Origin of the sequence: Streptomyces sp. TLI_185 (assembly GCF_003814765.1) — a bacterium.
In the GTDB taxonomy this organism is placed as follows: domain Bacteria; phylum Actinomycetota; class Actinomycetes; order Streptomycetales; family Streptomycetaceae; genus Streptomyces.
In genome coordinates this window covers 9,975,010-9,998,298 of record NZ_RKRB01000001.1, presented here as the reverse complement: position 1 = coordinate 9,998,298, position 23,289 = coordinate 9,975,010, and the positions used below count along the sequence as shown (strand labels likewise).

General features: G+C 71.0%; 22 protein-coding genes and 1 pseudogene. 10 read left to right on the top strand and 13 right to left on the bottom strand.

The genetic code is table 11. The features are described from left to right. The first annotated feature begins 15 nt into the window (after positions 1 to 15). From EDD92_RS45925 to EDD92_RS45900, 6 genes are all read left to right on the top strand, one after another. A complete protein-coding gene (locus EDD92_RS45925) occupies positions 16 to 1,167 on the top strand; it encodes an ABC transporter substrate-binding protein (RefSeq protein ID WP_123969817.1) in 1,152 nt (383 codons plus the stop codon). Then, the gene (locus tag EDD92_RS45920) at positions 1,164 to 2,066 is read left to right on the top strand and encodes an ABC transporter permease subunit (RefSeq protein WP_123969815.1); all 903 of its coding nucleotides are present in this window, start codon (positions 1,164 to 1,166) and stop codon (positions 2,064 to 2,066) included. The genes EDD92_RS45925 and EDD92_RS45920 overlap by 4 nt, the downstream gene beginning before the upstream one ends. Continuing rightward, complete coding sequence (locus EDD92_RS45915; RefSeq protein WP_123969813.1) at positions 2,051 to 2,869, top strand: ABC transporter permease; 819 nt, start codon at positions 2,051 to 2,053, stop codon at positions 2,867 to 2,869. Before EDD92_RS45920 ends, EDD92_RS45915 begins: the two co-directional genes overlap by 16 nt. Positions 2,870 to 2,872: 3 nt before the next feature. Further along, entirely contained in the window at positions 2,873 to 3,949 is a 1,077-nt protein-coding gene (locus tag EDD92_RS45910) for an ABC transporter ATP-binding protein (protein WP_123969811.1), read from the top strand. Between the two features lie 58 nt (positions 3,950 to 4,007). Then, the gene (locus tag EDD92_RS45905) at positions 4,008 to 5,474 is read left to right on the top strand and encodes an HAD-IA family hydrolase (RefSeq protein ID WP_123969809.1); all 1,467 of its coding nucleotides are present in this window, start codon (positions 4,008 to 4,010) and stop codon (positions 5,472 to 5,474) included. Between the two features lie 133 nt (positions 5,475 to 5,607). Then, entirely contained in the window at positions 5,608 to 6,075 is a 468-nt protein-coding gene (locus tag EDD92_RS45900; protein ID WP_123969807.1) for a hypothetical protein, read from the top strand. A 2-nt stretch (positions 6,076 to 6,077) separates the two neighbouring features. Here EDD92_RS45900 and EDD92_RS45895 read toward each other — a convergent pair whose 3' ends face one another. The 12 genes and pseudogenes from EDD92_RS45895 to EDD92_RS45840 all read right to left on the bottom strand — a co-directional run bounded on the left by EDD92_RS45895 (position 6,078) and on the right by EDD92_RS45840 (position 17,778). Beyond that, positions 6,078 to 7,073, bottom strand: a complete 996-nt coding sequence (locus EDD92_RS45895; protein ID WP_185124341.1) for an MASE1 domain-containing protein — start codon at positions 7,071 to 7,073, stop codon at positions 6,078 to 6,080. A gap of 50 nt (positions 7,074 to 7,123) precedes the next feature. Continuing rightward, the gene (locus tag EDD92_RS45890; RefSeq protein ID WP_123969805.1) at positions 7,124 to 7,954 is read right to left on the bottom strand and encodes a PP2C family protein-serine/threonine phosphatase; all 831 of its coding nucleotides are present in this window, start codon (positions 7,952 to 7,954) and stop codon (positions 7,124 to 7,126) included. Positions 7,955 to 8,121: 167 nt separating this feature from the next. Beyond that, positions 8,122 to 9,762 (bottom strand): phosphoglucomutase (alpha-D-glucose-1,6-bisphosphate-dependent), encoded by a 1,641-nt coding sequence (gene pgm, locus EDD92_RS45885; RefSeq protein ID WP_123969803.1) that lies wholly within the window; start codon positions 9,760 to 9,762, stop codon positions 8,122 to 8,124. Between the two features lie 81 nt (positions 9,763 to 9,843). Beyond that, the gene (locus EDD92_RS45880) at positions 9,844 to 11,037 is read right to left on the bottom strand and encodes a serine hydrolase (RefSeq protein WP_123969801.1); all 1,194 of its coding nucleotides are present in this window, start codon (positions 11,035 to 11,037) and stop codon (positions 9,844 to 9,846) included. Between the two features lie 113 nt (positions 11,038 to 11,150). Beyond that, entirely contained in the window at positions 11,151 to 11,474 is a 324-nt protein-coding gene (locus EDD92_RS45875; protein ID WP_185124340.1) for a hypothetical protein, read from the bottom strand. Between the two features lie 50 nt (positions 11,475 to 11,524). Beyond that, positions 11,525 to 11,767, bottom strand: a pseudogene (locus EDD92_RS51765) (serine/threonine protein kinase); the annotation flags it as partial. Between the two features lie 53 nt (positions 11,768 to 11,820). Further along, positions 11,821 to 13,413: a cation acetate symporter gene (locus tag EDD92_RS45865; protein WP_123969797.1), complete on the bottom strand. Its 1,593-nt coding sequence runs from the start codon at positions 13,411 to 13,413 to the stop codon at positions 11,821 to 11,823. Continuing rightward, positions 13,407 to 13,790, bottom strand: a complete 384-nt coding sequence (locus EDD92_RS45860) for a DUF485 domain-containing protein (protein ID WP_260327203.1) — start codon at positions 13,788 to 13,790, stop codon at positions 13,407 to 13,409. Before EDD92_RS45860 ends, EDD92_RS45865 begins: the two co-directional genes overlap by 7 nt. Positions 13,791 to 14,188: 398 nt before the next feature. Then, entirely contained in the window at positions 14,189 to 14,662 is a 474-nt protein-coding gene (locus tag EDD92_RS45855; protein ID WP_123969795.1) for a carboxymuconolactone decarboxylase family protein, read from the bottom strand. Between the two features lie 109 nt (positions 14,663 to 14,771). Continuing rightward, positions 14,772 to 15,224 carry a flavodoxin family protein gene (locus EDD92_RS45850; RefSeq protein WP_123969794.1) on the bottom strand — a complete coding sequence of 151 codons (453 nt, stop codon included), beginning with the start codon at positions 15,222 to 15,224 and terminating at the stop codon, positions 14,772 to 14,774. A gap of 21 nt (positions 15,225 to 15,245) precedes the next feature. Beyond that, positions 15,246 to 16,127, bottom strand: a complete 882-nt coding sequence (locus tag EDD92_RS45845) for a YegS/Rv2252/BmrU family lipid kinase (protein WP_123969792.1) — start codon at positions 16,125 to 16,127, stop codon at positions 15,246 to 15,248. 52 nt (positions 16,128 to 16,179) lie between these two features. Then, positions 16,180 to 17,778, bottom strand: a complete 1,599-nt coding sequence (locus EDD92_RS45840) for an FAD-binding oxidoreductase (RefSeq protein WP_123970852.1) — start codon at positions 17,776 to 17,778, stop codon at positions 16,180 to 16,182. Between the two features lie 95 nt (positions 17,779 to 17,873). On the opposite strand from EDD92_RS45840, the gene EDD92_RS45835 reads away from it, so the two are divergent. From EDD92_RS45835 to EDD92_RS45820, 4 genes are all read left to right on the top strand, one after another. Beyond that, entirely contained in the window at positions 17,874 to 18,473 is a 600-nt protein-coding gene (locus EDD92_RS45835) for a TetR/AcrR family transcriptional regulator (protein ID WP_123969790.1), read from the top strand. Further along, positions 18,470 to 20,050 carry a glycerol-3-phosphate dehydrogenase/oxidase gene (locus EDD92_RS45830; RefSeq protein ID WP_123969788.1) on the top strand — a complete coding sequence of 527 codons (1,581 nt, stop codon included), beginning with the start codon at positions 18,470 to 18,472 and terminating at the stop codon, positions 20,048 to 20,050. Before EDD92_RS45835 ends, EDD92_RS45830 begins: the two co-directional genes overlap by 4 nt. Before the next feature lie 101 nt (positions 20,051 to 20,151). Then, positions 20,152 to 20,433 carry a hypothetical protein gene (locus tag EDD92_RS45825; RefSeq protein WP_123969786.1) on the top strand — a complete coding sequence of 94 codons (282 nt, stop codon included), beginning with the start codon at positions 20,152 to 20,154 and terminating at the stop codon, positions 20,431 to 20,433. Positions 20,434 to 20,794: 361 nt separating this feature from the next. After that, a complete protein-coding gene (locus EDD92_RS45820) occupies positions 20,795 to 22,066 on the top strand; it encodes an MFS transporter (protein WP_260327202.1) in 1,272 nt (423 codons plus the stop codon). 80 nt (positions 22,067 to 22,146) lie between these two features. Here the strand turns inward: EDD92_RS45820 and EDD92_RS45815 are convergent, their stop codons facing one another. Beyond that, a complete protein-coding gene (locus EDD92_RS45815; RefSeq protein ID WP_123969784.1) occupies positions 22,147 to 23,004 on the bottom strand; it encodes an MBL fold metallo-hydrolase in 858 nt (285 codons plus the stop codon). Between the last annotated feature and the right edge of the window lie 285 nt (positions 23,005 to 23,289).

Sequence of the window (23,289 nt, the reverse complement as noted above, 5' to 3'; positions counted from 1 at the left end):
ACTTCTGGAGTCACCGTGTCCCAGCCGAGAACAGCCGCCCTGGCCGGCTCCCTCGCCGTCGTAGCCGCGCTCGCCCTGAGCGCCTGCGGCGCCGCTCCCGACAACGCGTCGACCACCGCCGACGGCAAGAACGCGGCCACCGCCACCTCGGCCGCCGACTTCGGCGGCCTCGACGCCCTGGTGAAGGCCGCCAAGAAGGAGGGCACGCTGCACGCGATCGCGCTGCCCCGCGACTGGGCCAACTACGGCGCCCTGATCGACGGCTTCAAGAAGAAGTACGGCATCAAGATCACGGTGGAGAACCCGGACGGCTCCAGCCAGGACGAGATCAACGCCGTGACCTCCCGCAAGGGCCAGGACCGTGCCCCGGACGTCCTCGACCTCGGCAGCTCCTTCGCGCTCAGCGCCGCCCAGCAGGGCCTGCTCGCGCCGTACAAGGTGGCCTCGTACGCCGACATCCCCACCGGGCAGAAGGACCCGCAGGCCCGCTGGTACAACGACTACGGCGGCTACATCTCCATCGGCTGCGACGCCAAGCGCGTCAAGACCTGTCCGACCACCTTCAAGGACCTGCTCAAGCCGCAGTACAAGGGGCAGGTCGCGCTCAACGGCAACCCCACGAAGTCGGGTTCGGCCTTCGGCGGCGTGTACGCGGCCGCGCTCGCGAACGGCGGCTCGTTCGACAACATCCAGCCCGGCCTGGAGTTCTTCGCCAAGCTGAAGAAGAACGGCAACTACACGCCCGTCGAGTCGACTCCGGCGACCGTGGAGAAGGGCGAGACGCCGATCAGCATCGACTGGGACTACCTCAACGCCGGTTACGCGGACGAGTTCAAGTCCAAGGGCGTCGACTGGAAGGTGGCGGTCCCGTCCGACGGCCAGTTCTCCCAGTACTACTCGCAGGCCGTCAACAAGGACGCCCCGCACCCGGCGGCCGCCCGTCTGTGGCAGGAGTACCTGTACAGCGCCGAGGGCCAGAACCTGTGGCTGAAGGGCTACGCCCGTCCGGCGCTGATGACCGCCATGGACAAGGCCGGCACCCTCGACAAGAGCGCCGCCGCCAAGCTCCCGGCAGTCTCCGGTACGCCCTCCTTCCCGACCGAGGCCCAGCAGAGCAAGGCCAAGACGGTCATCGCGCAGGGCTGGGCGAAGGCCGTTTCCGGATGACGGCCACCCTCACGGGCGTGGACGTGGCGCCGCCGCTCGCTTCGGCGAAGCGGCGGCGCCGGGTCCCCGGCTGGCTCGCCGTCGTCCCGCTGCTCGTCTTCGTCGCTGTCGCCTTCGGGGTGCCGGCGATCGCCATGCTGAACGGCGCGTTCAGCGTCAAGAACCAGACCACGGGCGCCACTTCGTACAGCACGGCGAACCTGACCACCTCCCTGCAGGGCGCCTATCTGACCGCGCTGCTCGGCAGCGTCAAACTGTCCGCCGTGTCCGCCGGCATCGGGACCGTCCTCGGGCTGCCGCTCGCGCAGGTCGTGGTGACCTCCCGGTTCCGGGTGCTGCGCGAGGCCGCGCTCACCGCGTCCGGGGTGCTCGCCAACTTCGGCGGCATCCCGCTGGCCTTCGCGTTCGTCGCCACGCTCGGCAACGCCGGCGTGCTGACGAAACACCTGGGCCTCACGGACAAGGGCTGGGACCTCTACAGCTTCTGGGGCCTGGTCATCGTCTACCTGTATTTCCTGATCCCGCTCATGGTCCTCACCATCACGCCCGCCCTGGAGGGCCTGCGCTCCCAGTGGCGCGAGGCCGCCCAGAACAACGGCGCCACCGCCCTGCAGTACTGGCGGCACGTCGCCCTGCCCGTGCTGCTGCCTTCGCTGCTCGGCGGGTTCGTGCTCCTGTTCGGCAGCGCATTCGCCGCGTACGCCACCGCCGCGGCGATGGTGGGCAGTTCGGTCCCGCTGGTCACCCTGCAGATCGCCGACGCCATCTCCGGCAACGTGCTGGTCGGCCAGGAGAACGTGGCCCTCGCCCTCAGCCTCGACATGGTCCTGGTGGCAGGGCTCGTCATGGCCGTGTACCTGCCCCTGCAACGACGGAGCGCGCGATGGCTCGACGCCTGAACCCGTGGCGGTGGGTCGTCCTCGGCCTCGCCGCCCTGTACTTCCTCGTCCCGCTCGCCGCATCCGTGATCTTCACGGTCGATGTCCCGGGACAGGGCATCACCTTCGACGCCTACAGCCAGATCGTCTCCACCGACGGCTTCGGCTCCAGCCTGCTGCTCTCGCTGGAACTGGCGGCCGCCACCATCGCGATCGTCCTGCTGCTCATGGTCCCTGCCATGGTTGCGCTGAGGCTCGGCGCCCCCCGGCTGCGGCCGGTCGTCGAGGTGCTGTGCTCGCTGCCGCTGGTCGTGCCGCCGATCGCGTTCGTCGCCGGTATCGCCACGGTGCTGAAGTGGGGCCCGGACTATCTGTCGCGCACCCCGCTGTTCGAGACCTTCGTGGCGATCCAGAACCCGAGTTTCCCGTTCGTGCTGGTGCTGGCGTACGTCGTCATGGCGTTGCCGTTCGTGTACCGGGCGCTGGACTCCGGGCTGCGCGCCATCGACGTACGCACGCTCGTCGAGGCAGCCCGCAGCTGCGGAGCCGCCTGGCCGCAGGCGCTGGTGCGGGCCGTGCTGCCCAATCTGCGCGGGGCCCTGCTGAACGCCTCGTTCCTCACGCTCGCGCTGGTGCTCGGCGAGTTCACCGTGGCCCAACTGCTCGGCTTCACACCGTTCGCCGTGTGGATCTACAGCGTCGGCGGCTCGCAGGCCCAGCTGTCCGTCGCCGTGTCCGTGCTCAGCCTGCTCGTCACATGGGCCCTGCTCCTCACGCTCGCCGGCCTCGGCGGGCGGACCCGTACCGCTTCGTCCCGAGGATGAACCATGACCGCCACCACCCTTGAGAAGACAGCCGTCGGCAAGGCCGCCACGGTCGAATTCCGCGGTCTGCGCCGGGAGTTCGGGGCGACCGTCGCCCTGGACGGGCTCGACCTGACCGTGCAGCCGGGAGAGTTCCTGGCACTGCTGGGCCCGTCCGGCTGCGGCAAGACCACCGCGCTGCGCATGCTCGCCGGGTTCGAACACCCCGACTCCGGTGAGGTGCTGGTCGACGGCGAGGACGTCACCCAGGTGCCGGCGCACCGCCGGGACGCCGGGATGGTCTTCCAGTCGTACAGCCTCTTCCCGCATCTGAGCGCCCTCGACAACGTCGCCTTCGGGCTGCGGATGCGCAAGGTGCGTACGGCCGAACGCCGCTCCCGGGCGGCCGAGTTGCTGGAGCTGGTCGGCCTCGCCGACAAGGGCGACCGGTTTCCGCACCAGCTCTCCGGCGGCCAGCAGCAGCGCATCGCGCTCGCCCGCGCGCTCGCGCTGCGGCCCCGCGTGCTGCTGCTGGACGAGCCGCTGTCCGCGCTGGACGCCAAGGTGCGGCTCACGCTGCGCGAGGAGATCCGGCGGCTGCAGCAGGAGCTCGGCATCACCACGCTGTTCGTGACGCACGATCAGGAGGAGGCCCTGTCCGTGGCCGACCGGGTCGCCGTGATGCGGGCCGGCCGACTCGAACAGTGCGCAGAACCCGCCGAGTTGTACGGGCGCCCGGCCACCGCCTTCGTCGCCGAGTTCGTCGGCACGATGAGCCGGATCCCCGGACGGCTGTCCGGCACGACCGTGGACGTCCTCGGCCTGCGGCTGCCCGCCGAGGGGATCCTCCCCGCGGCGGCGGAGGTGGATGTGCTGGTGCGGCCCGAGGCCGTGCACGTCACCGCGGACGCCACCGGTGACGCCCGGGTGATCGCCACCGCGTTCCTCGGCGCGGCCACCCGCATCACCGTACGCCTGGCCGACGGCACCGAGGTCAAGGCCGACCTGCCCACCCACGAGGCCGCCGTGCTGGGAGCCGGAGCGACCGTACGGGTGTCGCTGCCCGAGCGCCCGGTGCTGGTCGCCGAGCGGGCGGCGTGAGTCGCCGGACACTCGCCCGTAGGACATCAGGTACACCCCCCACACGAAAGAAGAGACCGTGACCCAACCCCCGCTCCAGGCCGTGCTGTTCGACATGGACGGCACGCTCGTCGACACCGAGCGGCTGTGGTGGGAGGCGGTGCAGTACGTGGCCACGGGCCTCGGCCGGCCGCTGACCGACGCCGACCAGCCGGAGGTGCTCGGCAGGCCGGTCGAGCACACCGCCGCCTGGCTGGGCGGGCTCACCGGGACACCGGATCTCGCCGACCGGCTGCACTCCGAGTTCGGCGACCGTGTGCGCACCGGCATCGTGCCGCGTCCCGGCGCGCTCGGCCTCCTCGACGCCCTCGCCCGCGAGGGCGTGCCGACCGCCCTGGTCACGGCCTCGCCCCGCACGGTGGCCGACAGCGTCCTGGCCGTGCTCGGCGCCGACCGCTTCCACGTCTCCGTGACCGCGGACGACACCGAGCACACCAAGCCCGCCCCCGACCCCTACCTCGCGGCCTGCCGCGCCCTGGGCGTCGACCCGGCACGCTGTGTGGCCGTCGAGGACACCCCCACGGGGGTCAGCTCCGCGGAGGCCGCCGGGTGCACCGTGCTGGCGGTGCCGTCGCTGGCGCCGATCGAGGCGGCTCCCGGGCGGACGGTCGTGGCCAGCCTGGAAGAGGTGACCCCGGACCGGCTGCGGGCCCTGGTGGTCCCCCGTCTGCGGGTACTGAGCTGGAACCTCTGGTTCGGCGGTGCGAAGGTCGACGACCACCGCGCCAAGCAGCTCAAGGTCATCCTGGACACGGAGGCCGATGTCGTGGGCCTGCAGGAGACGGCCGGTACGGCGGCCCGGGAACTCGCCGACGCGCTGGGCTGGCACCACCACCAGGCCGGCGAGAACCTCGGCATCATCAGCCGCCACCCCATCACGGCCCGCCTCGGCGACCCCGACGTCGGCTTCTACGGAGCGGCCGGCGCCCGCATCCGCATCGGCCGCGCACACGAGGTGGACGTGTGGACGGCGCACCTGCACTACACGCCGTACGGCCCGTACGAAGCGGCCTTCGACGGGCTCGGGCCTGCCGAGCTGATCGCCCACGAAGACGTCCGGCTGGCCCAGATGCGCGAGACCCTGCGCCGGATCGCGGAGTCGGCGGACGAGACGACCCCCGTGATCCTGACCGGCGACTTCAACAGCCCCTCCCATCTCGACTGGGCCGACGTGGCCTGGCCGGTGACGAGGGCGGCCGAGGAGGCCGGACTGCGCGACTCCTACCGCGAGGCCCACCCCGATCCGGCCCGCGCGCCGGGCCACACCTGGTCGCCGGTCCACACCCGCCACGAGGACGACATCAGCCGCCCGGAACCGCAGGACCGTATCGACTACGTCCTCCACAACGGCCACGGTCTGGAAGTCGTCGACTCCCGCACCCTCGTCACCGGCGTCCCGCGCGCATGGCCGGACGTCGCCGGCAACGACTGGCCGTCGGACCACGCGGCGGTCCTCACCACGTTCGCCCTCAACCACCGGGAGTGACACGACGGCGAAGGCCGAGCTTGAAGCGTTGCTCCATCCGAGTGGTGTATCCCCGTCCGCAGTCGTAGCGTCGGAACGAGTCGTGGCGTCTGAACGTCATAGCCTCGGTAGGAGACGGCAGCGGGGAGCGGACATGGGCAGGCACACACTGAGTACGGCGGTCACGCTCTGTTTCGCTGCTGCGCTCGCGGCAGCCGCAAGCGCACCCTCCGAAGCCCGGCCGGCGTCCCCGCCGGCCTCGCACGCCGCGCGGCAGCAGGCCAGGGTCCCCGTGCTCGTCGACTGTTTCTGGCACCCGGAAGTGCGCCCCACCGCCTTCATCCTCGCCTGCGGTGACGGCAACAGCCGCCTGGCCTCGCTCCATTGGTCCAAGTGGGGCCCGGGCTCGGCACGGGCCGAGGGCGTCAACATCGTCAACGACTGCAAGCCGTACTGCGCGGCGGGCAAGTTCCACTCGTACCCGGTCGTCGTCCGGCTCGACCGGGCGCAGCCCTGGAAGAAGCACCCGCACCTGCAGCACTACAGCCGGATGACCCTCGAATACCCCGCCGGCAGGCCGGACACGTTCTCCCCGACGGTGACGTATCCCCTGTGGAACTGAGGTCACCGCCGGTCGTCCACCTCCATGGGCGGCCGGCTCTGCGGGTTCTCCCCCGCGGTGAGATGTTCCAGGACTTCGACCAGTTCCTGGCAGGCCTGTTCCACCGAACGCCTGGTGTTCAGCTGCTCGGTGATCACGGCTGACAGGAGCAGCGCGGTCAGCGCCATCGCGCCGTTGAAAGCCTGCAGTTTGATCATCACCTGGACGCCGGTCAGCCGGGCGAAGGGTCCGACCTGGTCCGTCGCCGCGATCGTGGCCATGACGGAGGCGAAGAGCGCACAGAGCATGCTGCCCGCGAGCTGGAAGCGCAGGGCCGCCCAGATCAGGAGCGGGTAGACCAGGAACAGCAGGCTCACTGCGCTGTGGGCGGCGAAGGGGACGAGGGCGCAGGCGACGAGGGTCAGGCCCACCGCCTCCTTCCACCGCGACACGCAGCGATGGCGGCGCGCGCCGTACAGCACCAGCAGGACCGGAGTGACGATCAGGACGCCCATCGCATCGCCGGCCCACCACGCCGACCAGACGAGCCAGAAGCCGTCGGTGGCGAGTTTGCCGGTCAGGACGAGCAGCCCGGCGCCGGCGGTCGCGCTGATCAGCGTGGCGGTCAGCGCGGCCAGGAACACCAGCGCGAAGCCGTCCCGCAACCGCGCGAGGTCGGTGCGGAAGCCGACCCTGCGCAGCAGGTAGTACGCGCAGACGGGGGCGGCGGTGTTGCCCACGAGGGTGCCGGTCACGGCAGGCTGGACCGAGCTGATGGACATGACGACGAGGAGCGCGCCGAGTGCGATGCCGGGCCAGATGCGCAGGCCGAAGAGCAGCAGACAGGCCACCGCGACGCCGGTGGGCGGCCAGATGGGTGTGACGACGGCGCCCTCGACGACGAGCTGCCGCAGAAGTCCCAGCCGCCCGGCGGCGAAGTAGCAGGCAGCGACGGCCAGCGTCTGGAGGGCGCAGACGGCCGGTCGGCGCAGATCCGGGATACCCACCACAGCTGACATCTGACACCGGTGCCGCCCGCTCGGCGAGGCGAGAGGCGCCGGATGGGGCCCTATGGCTGAATTCCGGGACCGTCGTGGGTGACGACCAGTACGGCCGCGTCGTCCTCGTGGCCGACCCGCTCGGCGATCTTCATCACTCCGGCGGCGAGGACGTCGGCCTCCATGCCGGCCACTGCGGCGCTGCCCGCCAGCTGCACCACCCGGGCGAGGCCCTCGTCGACGCTCAGCGACGGCCCTTCCACCACACCGTCCGTGAGCAGGACGAACACGCCGCCGGTGGTGAGCCGGTGACGGGTCACGGGGTACTGCATGCCTGCCTCGATGCCGAGGGGCGGTCCGCCCTCGTCCTCGGCGATGCCGCACTGTCCGTCCGCGGTGGCCCAGATGTGGGGGATGTGTCCGGCCCGTGCGCTCTCCAGGACGCCGGTGGCCGGGTCGAGCCGTATGAAGGTGCAGGTGGCGAAGAGGTCGGTGCCGAGGGACAGGAGCAGGTCGTTGGTGCGGGTGAGCAGTTCGCCGGGATCGCCGGTGACGGAGGCGAGTGCGCGCAGGCCGACCCGGACCTGCCCCATGAAGGCGGCCGCCTCGATGTTGTGGCCCTGGACGTCGCCGATGGACAGTCCGATGCGGCCGTCCGGCATCGTGAAGGCGTCGTACCAGTCGCCGCCCACGTTGAGGCCCTGGCAGGCCGGTGCGTAGCGGACGGCCAGGTGGAAGCGGCAGGCAGCGGGCAGGTCCCGGGGCAGCATGCCGCGCTGCAGGGCCAGGGCCAGCTCCACCCGGGAGCGCTGCAGCTCCGCGAGTTCGCGTGCCTGGGCGGTCAGCGACCCGAGTCGGGCAAGCAGTTCGTCGCCGTCCTGTGTCGGACGCTCGAGGGACATTGATCACTCCGGCGGGACCGTGGGCCATGGCCCCTTCGGGGCAAATCCCCAGATTATGCGTTTAACGGGATGTTCGCGACACGGCGGCCGGTGAAGTCCGCCGTGCGGCTTCGCCGGGCCGCCCTGCCACGGTCCGCCACTCCCCCCCCGTCGCCGTAGTGTCCGGATCAGCCGCCGAGGGCTGCCATGACCACGTCCTTGGCCTCCTCCTGTACCTGGCGCAGATGGTCGGGGCCGCGGAACGACTCGGCGTAGATCTTGTACACGTCCTCGGTGCCCGAGGGGCGGGCCGCGAACCAGGCGTTCTCGGTGGACACCTTGATTCCGCCGATGGCGGCGCCGTTGCCCGGAGCCTCGGTGAGCACCCCGGTGACCGCCTCCCCGGCCAGGGTGTCCGCGGTGACCTGCGCGGGTGAGAGCTTGGCGAGCAGCGCCTTCTCCTCGCGGGTCGCGGGGGCGTCGATGCGTGCGTAGGCGGGTTCACCGAAGCGGGCGGTGAGGGCGGCGTAGTGCTCCGAGGGAGTCTTCCCGGTGACCGCGATGATCTCGGAGGCGAGCAGCGCCAGGATGATGCCGTCCTTGTCGGTGGTCCACACCGAGCCGTCCCGGCGCAGGAAGGACGCCCCGGCCGATTCCTCCCCGCCGAAGCCGATCGAGCCGCCGACCAGACCGTCCACGAACCACTTGAACCCGACCGGCACTTCGACCAGGGGGCGCCCCAGGTCGGCGGCGACCCGGTCGATCATGCCGGAGGACACCAGGGTCTTGCCGATGCCCGCGTCGGCGGGCCACTCCTTGCGATGGCCGTAGAGGTAGGAGATGGCCGTGGCCAGGTAGTGGTTGGGGTTCATCAGGCCGGCGTCGGGGGTGACGATGCCGTGCCGGTCGGCGTCCGCGTCGTTGCCCGTGGCGACCTGGAAGCGGTCGCGCTGTTCGATGAGCGAGGCCATCGCGTAGGGCGAGGAGCAGTCCATACGGATCTTGCCGTCCCAGTCCAGCGTCATGAAGCGCCAGGTGGGGTCGGCAAGAGGGTTGACCACGGTCAGGTCGAGGCGGTGCTGTTCGGCGATCCGGCTCCAGTAGGCCACCGAGGCTCCGCCGAGCGGGTCGGCGCCGATACGGACGCCTGCCGCGCGGATGGCGTCCAGGTCGAGCACGTGCGGCAGGTCGGCGACGTAGGCGCCGAGGTAGTCGTGGCGGCGGGTGGTCTCGGCGGCGATCGCCCGCGCGTACGGGATGCGCCGTACGTCCTTCAGCCCGGCCGCGATGATGTCGTTGGCCCGGTCCTGGATCCAGGAGGTCGCCTCGGAGCCCGCGGGCCCGCCGCTGGGCGGGTTGTACTTGAAGCCGCCGTCGGCGGGCGGGTTGTGCGAGGGGGTGACCACAACGCCGTCGGAGAGGCCGGAGGTGCGGCCTCGGTTGTGGGTGAGGATGGCGTGCGAGACCGCGGGGGTGGGCGTGTAGCCGTCTGCGCTGTCGATGAGCACGGTCACCCCGTTGGCCGCGAACACCTCGAGGGCGGTGACCCGTGCCGGCTCGGACAGGGCGTGGGTGTCGGCGCCGAGGAAGAGCGGGCCGTCGGTGCCCTGCTCGGCGCGGTACTCGCAGATCGCCTGGCTGGTCGCGGCGATGTGGTCGTCGTTGAACGCGGTCGCCAGGGACGACCCGCGGTGTCCTGACGTGCCGAACGCCACCCGCTGGCCCGGGTCGGCCGGGTCCGGGTGCAGCGCGTAGTACGCGGTGACCAGCCGGGCGACGTCGACGAGGTCCTCGGGGCGTGCCGGGCTGCCCGCTCGCTCGTGCTGCATGTGCCCGCTCCTCCACATCGGTTGACCAAAACGCTTGCCGCCTCATCTTCCCTCGTCGTGGCGGCGGCTCGCGAGAGCGGGTCAGTGCTTGGAACGTGCGAGCAGCGCGCAGACGAAGTTCTCCTGAACGGCGCGCAGTCGGCTGAGCAGCTGCGGGGTCTGGGACTGGTTGATCTGCGTGGTGACGGAGAAGGTCAGGGAGCGGCGGCCGTCGGGGGTGGCGGCGATGAGCTGGGTGTAGCCGGGGAAGTTGCCGGTGTGCCCCAGGACGACACCGCAGCGGGTCGCGTAGCGGAAGATGGCGAGGCCCGCCGTGTTCCGGCCGGGGCCCGCGGGTTCGGACGCGCCCGCGATCCAGCGCCGTTGCTCGCGCACGACGTTTTTGCCGTAGAGGGCGCCGCCCGCGTAGCCGCGGATGAAGCGGGTCATGTCGGCGGGTGTGGAGATGATGCCGCCCGACGCCCAGGAGCCGGAGGCGCCGAGGAGTTCGCTGACGTCCACCGGGGGCGGCGGTCCGGCCACGTCGTAGCCGTGCAGATAGGGCTCGGGGATCATGTAGCCCTGGGGAAGGGTCGTGTCGTGCAGGCCCAAGGGGCGGTAGACCAGCAGGCGCAGCAACAGCTCGTACGGCTTTCCGGTCGCCGCCTCTGCCATCAGGGCGACGGCGATGTTGTCGGAGTTGGAGTAGCGGTACCGGGTGCCTGGGCGGAAGTTGAGGGGCTGGTCGGCGACGAAGTCCAGCAGGCGGCGGGAGTCGAAGTGGTGGTGCGGGTCGGCGCCGAGGATGGCCCGGAACTCGGCGTCCGCGCTGAAGTCCGGCAGCCCGCTGGTGTGGTTGAGCAGTTGCCGGAGCGTGACGCGGTGCCAGGCCTTGGGCAGCCGTGGCAGCCGTTCGCCGAGCGTCTCGTTCAGGCGCAGGGCGTGCCGGTCGACGAGGGTCAGGGCCACGGCTCCGCTGAAGGCCTTCGCCGTGCTGGCGATGCGCATGTGGTCGTAGGGCTGCGGGCGGCGGCCCGTGGCGAGGTCGGCGACACCCGCCCGTACGACGCGGGTGCGCCCGTCCGTGCGCAGCACGGCGATGACACCGGGCGGTCCGCCGGGGGCGTGGACGAGCTGCTCGATCTGGTTCTGCAGGTCGCTGCCGCGCGCTGCGGGAGCGGCGGCGGTGCTCGCGGGGGCCTGGCAGAGCGCTGCCAGGCAGACCGCGGCGAGGCCGGTCGCCCGCAGTCGGGACCGGAGCGGGAAGAGACGGGCCGAAGCGGAGCGAAGGGGCATCAGGTCTCCCGGGCGGGCCGTAGGTGCAGGCCAAGCCTGTCCCCGTGCCCCGGGTGAGGCTCTTCCGGCTGCTGCATACGGCTCAACGGCTCATCCGTCGGCCGGCACCACCTTCAGCACCTTCCCCGGGGGCTGGCCAGCACATAGCCGGTGGCGTACTCGTCGCCGAGGCAGACCTCGAAGGCCGCGGGGTCGTCGTTGAATTCGTTCGGCGCCTGCAGGAGCAGATAGCGGCTCGTCGGCTTGTCGACGCCCAGTTTCTGCTCGGCGAAGGTGCGGAGAGCGGGCAGCTTGTCCCAGCGGTAGTTCTTCAGACTCACCGGGAGCTTGCCCATCAGGGTGCCGGCGACGGCGCCCTTCTCCACCCCCTTGCCGGGCCAATACGTGTAGCTGTCGTAGCGGGTCCGGCTGCCGGGAACCATGGCCTTGACCAACACGTACTCGGGGTAGCCGGCGAGATCTCCGAAGGTGTACCGGCCCGTCTTGTCGGATGCTGCCCCCGGGCCGGGGCGCGGGCCTCGCGCAGGACCCGATTGCGCAGCATCCGTGCGGAGTCCGCGTCGTACTCGGCGAGGTCCGGGGCGGCGGGCCGGACCTCCTTGACAGCCACGCTGCGGTGCGGCAGCAGGTCGCGGGCGCGCCACACCGTGCCCATGCCGCCGCCACCGAGCCGGGACTCCACCTCGAAACGGCCGTCGACAACCCGCCTGCCGGTGTCCCCGTCGTTCATGGCGAGGAGCACAAGGTACGCGAAATCGGTCGCCGCACGCCGGCGGACTCAGCTCAGTCGGCGGCTCCGACCAGCGCACGGACCTCGAACTCGTCGTATTCGTCGGGGACTTCGGGTCGGCTCAGGACGGTGCCGAGCCAGCCGAGGAGGAAGCCGGCCGGGATCGAGACGATGCCGGGGTTCTGCAGCGGGAACCAGGCGAAGTCGGCGTCCGGGTAGAGCGAGGCCGGGGTGGAGGAGACGACGGGTGAGAACACGACGAGGAGTACCGAGCACAGCAGGCCGCCGCAGAGGCTGAGCAGGGCGCCCGTCGCGGTGAAGCGCCGCCAGAACAGGGTGTAGACGAGGGTGGGCAGGAGGGCGGAGGCGGCAATGGCGAAGGCGAGGAAGGCCAGGGTGGCGGTGTTGGCGCCCCAGGACACGAGGGCCAGGAGCATGGCGAGGACGCCGATGACGGCCGCGGCGAGCCGGGCGACCAGGAGCTCCTCCGTCTGTTTGGCCCGTCCCTTGCGGATGACCTCGCCGTAGAGGTCGTGGGCGGCGGAGGAGGCCGCGGCGAGGGTGAGTCCGGCGGCCACCGCGAGGAGCGTGACGAAGGCCAGACAGGACAGGAGGGCCGTCAGGACGCCGCCGCCGAGTGCGTGCGCGAGCAGCAGCACGGCCGCGTCGCCCTTGTGGTCCATGCGGGCGATCGTGTCCCGGCCCACGACGGCGGTGGAGCCCAGGCCGAGGACGCCGGCCGCCAGGCAGACCAGGCCCACCAGGCCCATCGCCCACACGACCGAGTTGCGCAGCACCTTGGTGGAGCGGGGGGCGAGCAGCCGCATCATGACGTGCGGGAGGGCTGCGAGGCCCAGCACGATGGCCAGTTGCAGGCTGAGGAAGTCGAGTTTGCTGGTGGTACTGGCGCCGTATCGAAGTCCTGGCTCCAGGAAGCGTGTTCCCATGCCGCTGTTGTCGGCGGCCGCCGTCAGCAGGGCGTCGACGTTCCAGCGGTAGTGGTGCAGCACCATCACGGCGGTCACGGTGACGCCGGAGATGAGCATGACGGCCTTGACGATCTGGATGAACGTGGCTCCGGGCATGCCGCCGAGTGCCGCGTACACGACGACGATCGTGCCGATGACGACCACGCACAGGGTGCGGGTGGCCGCGCTGGGTTCGCCGGTGAACTGGGTCAACAGGGCGACGCTGCCGACGAGTTGGGCCACGAGGTAGAGAGTGGTGACGGCCAGGGTGCAGAGGGACAGGGCGAGCCGGACCGGGCGTTGCCGGGTAGGCATGCGCAGGGCGATGGTGTCACCGAGGGTGAACCGGCCCGTGTTGCGCAGGGGTTCGGCGATCAGCAGCAGGACCATCATCCAGGCCACCGCGGTGCCGCCGAGGTAGAGGAGTCCGTCGTATCCGGTGAGGGCGACCAGGCCGGTGCTGCCCAGGAGGGTGGCGGCGGACAGGTAGTCGCCGCACATCGCCAGCCCGTTGCGCAGCGGCGACATGGTGCGGTTGCCGAGATAGAACTCGCCGATCTCGTCGCGCTGCGGAGCGGTCAGCAGCGCGGTGAACAGGGTGACGACGACCACGGAGAGAAACAGCAGGAACGTCAGTTGCAGGCTGAAGCGGTCCACGACGGCCGCGGTCGTCACCATGTGCGGTAGCCCTCGGTGGGGCGGGAGGCGGGTGACTCGGCGGAACGGCTCGGCTGTTCGGGCTGCCGGCGGCGGGCCTGGGTGCGGAAGCCGCGGGCGATCGGGTCGACGTGTGTGCGCATGTGCACGAGGTGGCGTCGCGCGATCAGGGCCATCACCACGAACTGCCCCAGCCCGAGGGCCAGTCCGAGGGTGAGGTGACCGTGCAGTGGAGTGTTCATGAGCTCGGGGGTGAAACTCGACAACAGGACATACAGCAGGAACCCGCCGACGGCGACTGCCGTCATCCGCACTCCGGATCGCCGGTGCGCACGGCGCAGCAGCTGGAATTCGGGGCTGTCGGATATCTCGCGTCGTTTCGCCTGCTCGACATTCACGCGGGCACACCTTCTCCACTTCTTGGTGCCGCACCGCGCCGGGAAAGAATGCCGGAGTAGACCACCGTGCGGACTTTGTGGGGGGTTCGTGAATCCGGAACCGTCGCTTTGCGGATTCCTTCGGACTCGCCCTTGGGGTGGGGGCGGGACCGGAAGCCGGAGTATTGCAGCGCGCCCGTTGAACTATCAACCGCACGGAAGGGTGAATTTCCTGCAGTGACTCATTCACGCACCCGATCCCGCCTTCTTGGGTGCCGCAAAGCCCAGGAAAGCAAGGCGCGCGAGAATAGTCCGTACCTTTTCCGGGGGGAGACTGTCTCAAATGCAGTGCACAAGGACGGCCCGGGCGAGAGCGCCCGGGCCGTGTGCCGTTGCCGGTGAGGGTCAGATGCTCGGCGTCACCCGAACATGCCCGGCTGGTAGTCGCCGGCGGGCTGCTGAACGATGACGTTGAAGCGGTTGTACATGTTGATCACGGCGATGGTGGCGACCAGGGCGGCGAGCTGGTCCTCGTCGAAGTGCTTGGCCGCGTTCGCCCAGGCCTCGTCCGTGACCCCGCCGGCCGCATCCGCGATGCGGGTGCCCTGCTCCGCCAGCTCCAGGGCGGCGCGCTCGGCGTCGGTGAATACCTTGGCCTCCCGCCAGGCCGCGACCAGATGGAGACGCTGCGGGTCCTCCCCCGCGGCCAGAGCGTCCTTGGTGTGCATGTCGGTGCACATGCCGCAGCCGTTGATCTGGCTGGCGCGGAGCTTCACCAGCTCCTGCGTCGCGAGCGGCAGCGCCGAGTCCGAAACGACCTTGCCCGCCGAGTTGAGGTGCCGGAAGAGCTTGGCCGCGACCGGGTTCTCGAAGAGGTTGAGACGAGCTTCCATGATGTGCTCCTGTGCCGTTGTCGGTGGTTACACCTCTTTGACGGCACGGCCCGGCAGGTTGTGACACACCCGAATGTGACCTGCGTCTCCCTCGCTCACCCGGTTCGGGTCAGTCGAGCAGTCCCGCGGCGAGCGTCGCGCCCAGCTCCCAGCAGGCCTCGACGTCCGATGTGGCGGGCTCCCCGGTGACGGTGACGGGTTTCGCCGTGCGGCGCCAGCCCAAGCCGGTCGTGATCGCCTCGATGCCGCGCACCGCGCCCGTGACGTCGCTCCCGCCGTGCACGTAGTAACTGAAGGCCCTGCCCTGCGTCGCGTCCAGGCACGGGTAGTAGATCTGGTCGAAGAAATGCTTGAGGGCTCCGGACATGTAGCCGATGTTGGCCGGGGTGCCGAGCAGGTAGGCGTCGGCCGCCAGCACGTCGGACGCCGTGGCCGCCAGCGCCGCCCGCCGGACGACCTCGACGCCCTCGATCTCAGGCGCGGTGGCACCGGACAGGACGGCCTCCAGCATCGTCTGGCAGTTGGGCGAGGGTGTGTGATGCACGATCAGCAAGGTGGGCACACCGGCACCCTAGTTCAGCGCTCAGCACAGCACCCGCAGCGCTCCCGGCAGCACTCTGACCGTGACGGGCAGGACGGCCTCGACCTCGCCGTCGGCGCCGTAGGGCACGTCGCGGTCGGCGGAGATGGTGATCTCCCGGCCGCGCAGGATGCGCACCTGTGGCCGGTTGACATGGCTGCCCGTCTTGAGTTCGTTCATCAGGGCGAAGAAGAGCCGCCGGGGTGCCTCGCTGATCATCACCACGTCCAGGAGGCCGTCGTCCACGCGGGCATCAGGGGCGATGAGGCGGCCGGAACCGTAGTAGCCGGAGTTGGCGGCCACCACCGTGTAGCCGGTGTGCCGGTGTTCCTTGCCGTCGACGGTGACCCGGTAGCGGGCCGGCCGCCAGGTGGTGACGGCCCTCAGGCCGCCGGCGTAGTAGGAGGCGGCGCCCCGCAGGAGTTTGGCGTGGTTGGCGTGGCGGTTGGCGAGGGCGTCGACGCCCGCGTACACGCTGCCGAGGACGACGGTGCGGTCGTGGACGGCCGACTCGACCTCGATGGTGTCGACCGCGCGTGGTTCGTGGTGAAGCAGTACCTCGGCCAACTCCTTTGGCTCTGTGGGGAGTTCCAGTGCTCGGGCGAAGTCGTTGCCGCGGCCGGCCGGGACCAGGCCGAGTACGGCGCCGGTGCCGCTGAGGGCGCCGCCGATGCCGCCGGCGATGCCGTCACCGCCGACGGCGAGCACCACCCGGCCCCGGCTGCCCGCCTGCCGGGCGAGTTCCTGTGCGTGGGCCAGGCTGCGGCTGTACTCGGTCTGCAGCTCGGCGCCCGCCTCCCGCAGCGGCCGGGCCACCGCGAGAAGCGCGGCGGCTGAGGTGGATCCGCCCGCGGTGGGGTTGACGACGGCGGTGAACTGTCGCATCGGTGTGCCTCCGAGGGCGGACGGGTCGGTACTGCCGAACAGGGGGTGAGGGTCAGTCGTCGAGGGGCAGGAGGACGCCGGGGTTGAGGAGTCCGGCCGGGTCCAGTTGCCGCTTGACGGCGCGCAGGGCCTCGACGGCCAGCGGGCCGGCCTCGCGGACGTACCAGTCCCGGTGGTCGGTGCCCACGCCGTGGTGGTGGGTGATGGTGCCGCCGGCGGCGAGGATCGCCTCGTTGGCGGCGTGCTTGGCCCGGGTCCAGTGCGCGACGGGGTCGTCGCCCTGGGCGGAGACGACGGTGAAGTACAGCGAGGCGCCGTTCTCGTAGACGTGCGAGATGTGGCACATGACCAGGGGCGGGGTGCCGGCCTCGGTGAGGGTGGTGGTGAGCGCGTCGCGTACGGCCGCGTACAGAGCGGGGATGCGGGACCAGAAGGCCGCCGTCTCAAGTGTCTCGGCGAAGGCACCCGCGTCGAGGAGGGCGTCACGCAGATAGGGGGCCGAGTAGCGGCCGTGTGCCCAGCGCTCGCCGGGCTCCTCGCCGAGCGGTGTGCCGCCGCACTCGCGCAGCACGGCCACGGCGCGCTCCCGGCGGTACGAGACGTCCTCCTCCGTGCCCTCGTATCCGGCGATCGCCGTGCATCCGGCGGCCGTCGGGGCGTCGGAGGACCCGATCGCGTCCGGCTGGGCGAGGCCGATCAGGGTCTCGGTCTCGTCGGACAGTCGCAGCACGGTCGGGCGCGGCCCGTCCTGGGCGAGCCGGCGCAGTGCGGCGGCGCCTTCCGCGAAGGAGGGGAAGCGCCAGCCTTCGTAAATACGGGTCTGCGGGACCGGGCGGATGCGGACCGTCACCGACGTGATCACGCCGAACGCCCCCTCCGAGCCGAGCACGAGCTGGCGCAGGTCGGGTCCGGCCGCGGAGCGCGGGGCGCGGCCCGTGTCGATGGTGCCCTCGGGGGTGGCCAGGGTGAGGCCCAGGACCATCTCGTCGAAGCGGCCATAGCCTGCGGACGCCTGGCCGCTGGAGCGGGTGGCGGCGAAACCGCCGATGGTGGCCCACTCGTAGGACTGCGGGAAGTGGCCGAGGGTGAAGCCGTGTTCGGCGAGCAGCGCTTCGGCCTGCGGGGCGCGCAGGCCGGGTTGCAGAGTGGCGGTGCGGGAGACCGGGTCGAGGGCGAGCAGACCGTCCATGCGCCGCAGGTCCAGGGCGACGAAGGTGCGCTGGCGCCCGGGGGCGAGTCCGCCGACGACGGAGGTGCCGCCGCCGAACGGGACGAGCGGCACGCCCTGTTCGGCACATGCACGCAGCACGGCGAGCACCTCGTCGTGGCCGGCCGGGAGCAGCACCGCCGCCGGGATGTCGTCGACGTCGCCCTCCCGGATGCGCAGCAGGTCGGGGGTGGACTTGCCACGGGTGTGCCGGATGCGGGTCTCCGCGTCGGTGCGTACGTACTCCTCGCCACCCACGGCCGCCACCAGGGCCTGATGCACCGCAGGCTCCAGCTGGCCCTCCGGAACGACGATGTCCGCCAGGCCGACCGGCTCGGCGCTGCGCGGCTTGACGCCGAGCAGATCGCGCAACAGCCCGATCACCGTGTCGGGCAGCGGCGTCGCCCTGGCCGGGTCGCCCCAGCCGCTCCACAGCATGTCCATGACTGTCGTCCTCACCGGTCGATTCGAGCGATTCCGTTCGAGCTGTTCTCTCTTCCGACGGCCCTGCAGGGCGTCGAGGCGTTACACTGTGACACATGACGCCTATTCGTCACAACAGCTCGGACAGTGATGCGGTGCTCGACGCGGTGCGGGACTGCGTGCTGGCCGTCGGAGTCCGCCGTACGACACTCACCGACGTGGCCCGCCGCGCGGGCGTCTCCCGGATGACCCTGTACCGGCGCTGGCCCGATGTGCGCACGCTGGTCGGAGACCTGATGACCCGTGAGTGGGTCGACGTGGCCACACGGGCGATACCCGAGCGCAGACCGGAGGCGGACGCGCGCAGCCTGCTGGTCGAAGGACTGGTGGCGGGAGTGGAGGCCTTCCGTGCCCATCCCCTCTTCCGCAAGATCGTCGACGTCGATCCCGAACTGCTCCTCCCCTATGTCCTGGACCGTCGCGGCGCCAGCCAGACCGCACTCCTGGAACTGCTGGCCGACGGCCTGAAGGAAGGGCGCGCAGACGGGTCGGTCCGCATCGGCCACCCCGAGCGCCAGGCCCGCTCCCTGCTGCTGATCGTCCAGTCCTTCACCCTGTCCCTGCGGACCATGACCGACGAGGACGACGCCGATCTGTCCTCCGCGGCCTTCCTCACGGAGCTGCGCTCCATCCTGGAGAGGACACTCACGCCATGAGCCCCAGCCCTGCCGCCCCCGGATCGTCCCTGTCCGCCGCCCGGCGCTCGCGCGAGCTGGCCGAGACCGTCGGCGGCCGCGCCGTGGACGTCCTCGTCGTCGGGCTCGGGGCCACCGGTGCCGGAGCCGCCCTGGACGCCGCGGCGCGCGGCCTGAGCGTCGCTGCCGTCGACGCCCACGACCTTGCCTTCGGCACCTCCCGCTGGAGCAGCAAGCTCATCCACGGCGGGCTGCGCTACCTCGCCTCCGGCCAGCTCGACGTCGCCCACGAGAGCGCGGTCGAGCGGGGCGTGCTGATGGAGCGCACGGCACCCCACCTGGTCCGCGCGCAGCCGTTCGTCCTGCCCTTGACCCCGTTGGTCTCCCGCGGTCAGGCGGCGCTCGCCTCGGCCGGGTTCCGGGCCGGCGACACCCTGCGCCTGACGGCCCGCACCGCCCGGGCCACGCTGCCGGGGCCGCGTCGGCTCTCCGCCCTGGAGACCCGCCATCTGGCCCCCGCGCTGCGCACCGACGGGCTGCGCGGCGGCCTGCTGTCCTGGGACGGCCGGCTCGTCGACGACGCCCGCCTGGTGACCGCCGTGGCCCGCACCGCGGCCGCACACGGGGCACGGATCCTGACCCGCGTCAGGGCGCTGGAACTGACCGCCGCCGGTGCCCGCGTCCGCGACGAACTCACCGGCGAGGAGGGCGAGATCAGGGCCCGCGCCGTGATCAACGCCTCTGGTGTCTGGGCGGGCGGCCTGGTCGACGGCATCCGTATCCGCCCCTCTCGCGGCACCCACCTGATCCTGCGCTCGGACCACCTCGGCCCTCTCGCGGCCGGCCTGCACATCCCCATCCCCGGCGAGACCAACCGCTTCGTCCTCGTTCTGCCCCAGGGCGACGGCCGCGTCTACGTCGGTCTCACCGACGAACCCGTCGAGGGCGACATCCCCGACGTGCCCGAGGCGCCCGAGACGGACATCGGCTTCCTCCTCGACGTCCTGGGCTCGGTCCTCGACGTACCGGTCCGGCGCGCGGACGTCGTCGGCGCCTTCGCGGGACTGCGCCCCCTGCTGGACACCGCACCGGAGGCCGGGTCCTCAGCCGCGGCCAGGACCGCCGACATCTCCCGCCGGCACGCGGTGCTCACGTCGTCCGAGGGCGTGATCACGGTGGTCGGCGGCAAGCTCACCACCTATCGGCGCATGGCCGAGGACGCCGTGAACGCCGCCGTCGCCGCCCGCCGCCTCATCGCCGGCTCCTCCCCCACGGCCTCCCTTCCGCTCGTCGGCGCCGCGTCCCCACACGTGCTCGAGGCGGTGCAGGCACCTCGCCATCTGGTACGGCGCTACGGCACCGAGGCACCGGCCGTCCTCGCACTCGGCGCGGACGACCCCCGGCTGGGCGAGCGGGTGCTGCCGGACCATCCCGTCACGGCCGCCGAACTGCTGTGGGCGGTGCGCCACGAAGGCGCCCTCGACGAGTCCGACGTCCTCGACCGCCGTACCCGGATCGGCATGGTGCCGGCGGACCGTGCCGCGGCGCTGGACGCCGCGCGGGAACTGCTCGGCGAGGCCTTGGCCCGGAGGGGGTGAGAGCCCGCGGGCTGCCCGCCGGCCCGCTCGGCCAGGCAGCGCCGGCCTGGCACACCGGCTCGGCGCGCGATATGGCAAATGTGCGCCTATGCTCCATTTGCGTGACACATACCTTCGACGAGCTGGTCGAGAAACAGCGCGCAGCCGACGAGGCGCACCTCCGGGTCGAGGAGCTGCAGCACTCGTACGGCCCGGTGACCCAGCCCGGCGGCTGGAGTGGACAGCAGGCCGACACGTACGAGACCGCCCGCCGCGCCTGGCGCGACCTGGCCCGTGAGGCGCGGACGTCGGTCACCGAGTATGCGAAGGAGTCCGGCAAGCCTCGCAACGAGGTCGAAGCGGAGGTCGAGCAGGCGGTGCGGCAGTCCGAGCAGAGGAGCTGACCGACCCGTGACCCACCGGGGGTGAAGCCGTCGCGGCGCCCCTCGAACCCGGTCGCCCCTCCCGAGAGGCTGTCCCGAACCGGCCGCCCTCTGCTATGATCTTGCGGGTTTCCGGAACCCCCTCGCTCACAGTCCGCTTCCGCGGACGTCGCGGGCCGCCATCGGATCGGCCGGTTCCGTCTCGAGAAACCAGCTTCCACGTATCGCCCGATACCTGTCGTCGTATCGACCGACACACCCGCAACACACAGCTCACGTGACACCCCATCAGCAGCCTGCTGATGGGGTGTCACGCGTTTTACGCCCGGCTCCTGTCGAAAGCGCCGGACGACCACCTCACCGAAAGGACCCACCGACCGCGATGACCTCCCTGCCCCGCAAAGACATGGGCGTTCCCACACCCGAAGCACCGGACATCCCGCTGCGCCGCGTCCCCGACTTCCGCTGGTTCTGGCTGTCACGCGTGGTCTCCGGGCTGGGATCCGCCGTCACCACGGTGGCCCTGCCCGTGCTGACCTTCCAGGAGACCGGCTCGCCGCTGATGGTCTCCCTGGTCGCGGCCTCGGCGACCCTGCCCTACGTGGTCTTCGGGCTGATCGCGGGCGCTGTGGCGGACCGGACCGACCGGCGCCGCCTGATGATCCTCACCGACTGGCTCAACGCCGCCTGTATCGCCTCCGTCCCGGCCGCCTCTGCTCTGGGCGTCCTGACCGGCGGCCAGGTGCTTGTCGTGGCCTTCGCCTCGGCCGGTCTCGGTCTCTTCTTCGACGCGGGGGTGTACGGCTTCGTCCCCGACATCGTCGGCAAGGACAAGCTGACCGAGGCCAACAGCGCCGTCTACGGAGCGCAGACCGTCGTACGCATCGCCGGGAACGCGGTGGCTGGGGGGCTGATCGTCCTGTTCCGCCCGGCCGGCACGCTGGCGCTGGACGCCCTGTCCTTCGCCGCCTCCGCCCTGCTCCTCAAGGCGGTCACGTGTACCTCCCCGCCCGACAAGCCGGCGGTGAAGCGGCCGGGATTCAGGGAGTCCGTCCGGGAAGGACTCCGTTTCCTCCGCCACCACTCGACGCTGCGCCTGATGACGGTGGTCGGCACCCTGCAGTCCTTCTCCGGCGGGGCCATCATCGGCCAGCTCGTCGTCTTCGCCGACCGCGTGCTGGGCATCTACGGCTCCGACGGGCGGATCGGCCTGCTGTACATGGCATGGAGTGCCGGAGGCATCGGCGGATCCTTCCTGCTGCCCCGGCTGCGGCGCCGGTTCGAGGCGTTCCCCCTCCTCCTGGGGGTGCTTCCCATCGGGTCCTTGCTCGGTCTGGTGGTCGTGCTCAGCTCGGACTGGCGGGTCACGCTGGTCGCCCTGACCGTGTGGGGCTCGGCCTACCTCGTCGTCCTGGTGAACACGATGACCTACTCCCAGGAGGTGACGCCGCCCGAGCTCCAGGGCAGGGTCAACACCACACGCCGGATGCTCTCCTCGGGCCTGGGCGTTCCGCTCGGCGCCCTGGTGGCCGGCACCCTCACCGTTCGGGTCGGCGTCCAGGCCGGGATGTCGACGGCCGTCGTGTCGATCGCCCTGGCGGCCCTGCTGGTCTGGGGTGTCCAGGTGCGCAGGCGGGTCCGGTCCGGGGCTTAGGCCCTGTCGTTCGGATCAGCCCGACGTCGCGGGCCCTGGCATACGCTCCCCCACTGCCTTGAAGGCGTGGGGGGCTCAGGTCAGCTGAACGGGCTGATCGTCTCGTACGGCATCTGGAAACGCACGTGAATGCCGGACTCGGCGCTTTTACGGTCGAGCAGTTCCTTGGTCCTGGCGAAATTGTCCAGGAGCCGCGGCATGGGACGCAGCTTCTTGTCGAGCGACCGTCCGAAGTGGTCCCAGTGCACGGGGATGACGAGGTCGGGGCGGGTGGCCTCGACTGTGTGATACCAGTAGTCGTTCTGGAACTGCGCGGACTGGGCCCCCAGGGCACCGATGCCGAGGTAGAGCAGATCGACATCCAGGCCGTCGAACTTGTGCGGGACGAAGTTGGCACTCGGGTGGACCAGCATCGTGCCGGTCGGGTGCTCGAAGAGGAACGAATAACAGCCGCCGGTCCGGTACGCACTGGCCTTGGCCGGCGGCACGAGCGGCTCGTCGATCGTACCGGGGTATCTGTCGCCCGGGCTGTGCGCCCCTTCGAGGACTCGGACCGTGAAGTCCCCGAAGACGTACGTGTCACCGTCGCTGACACATGCCATCGCCTGTTCGCCCAGACCGGCTCCACGGCCGACGTTCACCGTCGACTCCGATCCGTACAGGACGCCGCCAACGCGCTTGACGATCTCGGGGGAGTCCATGACGTGGTCGTGGTGGGAGTGGGCGACGAGCAGTGCGTCGAGATGCTCGATGCCGCCTCGGGACAGGGCGTCGGAGATGCGTCCGAGGTCGGGTGCGACGGGCCGCCCAAGAGCGACTTGCAGCAGCGACGGCCTGGTGAAGAAGCCGTCGATGAGGACTCCGGAGACACCGTCGGTGACGTGTATTGAGGACGTCCCGAAGAAAGTGCATCGAACAGAAGCTGCATCGACGGTCATGCGTCGACATCCTCCGTGTGTGCGTGCAGTGTGAATGGCGCAGGCCACGCGGGGTGAGCCACCTCGTTGTTGAGCCCTCCCGCGAGGTCCGGCCGGCGCTGCTCCGGGGTGAGCCGCACCAACGCCTGGATTGCCGGGCATGAGCGTGCGCCGGACTCGGCCGTGTACGTGTCGTCCAGTGTGACGGTCATCGGCCCTTTCCCGCGACGTCCACGACCTTGCCGGGATCGAGGATGCCCATCGGGTCGAGCGCGGCCTTCACCGCGCTGCAACTCGGCCACCGTG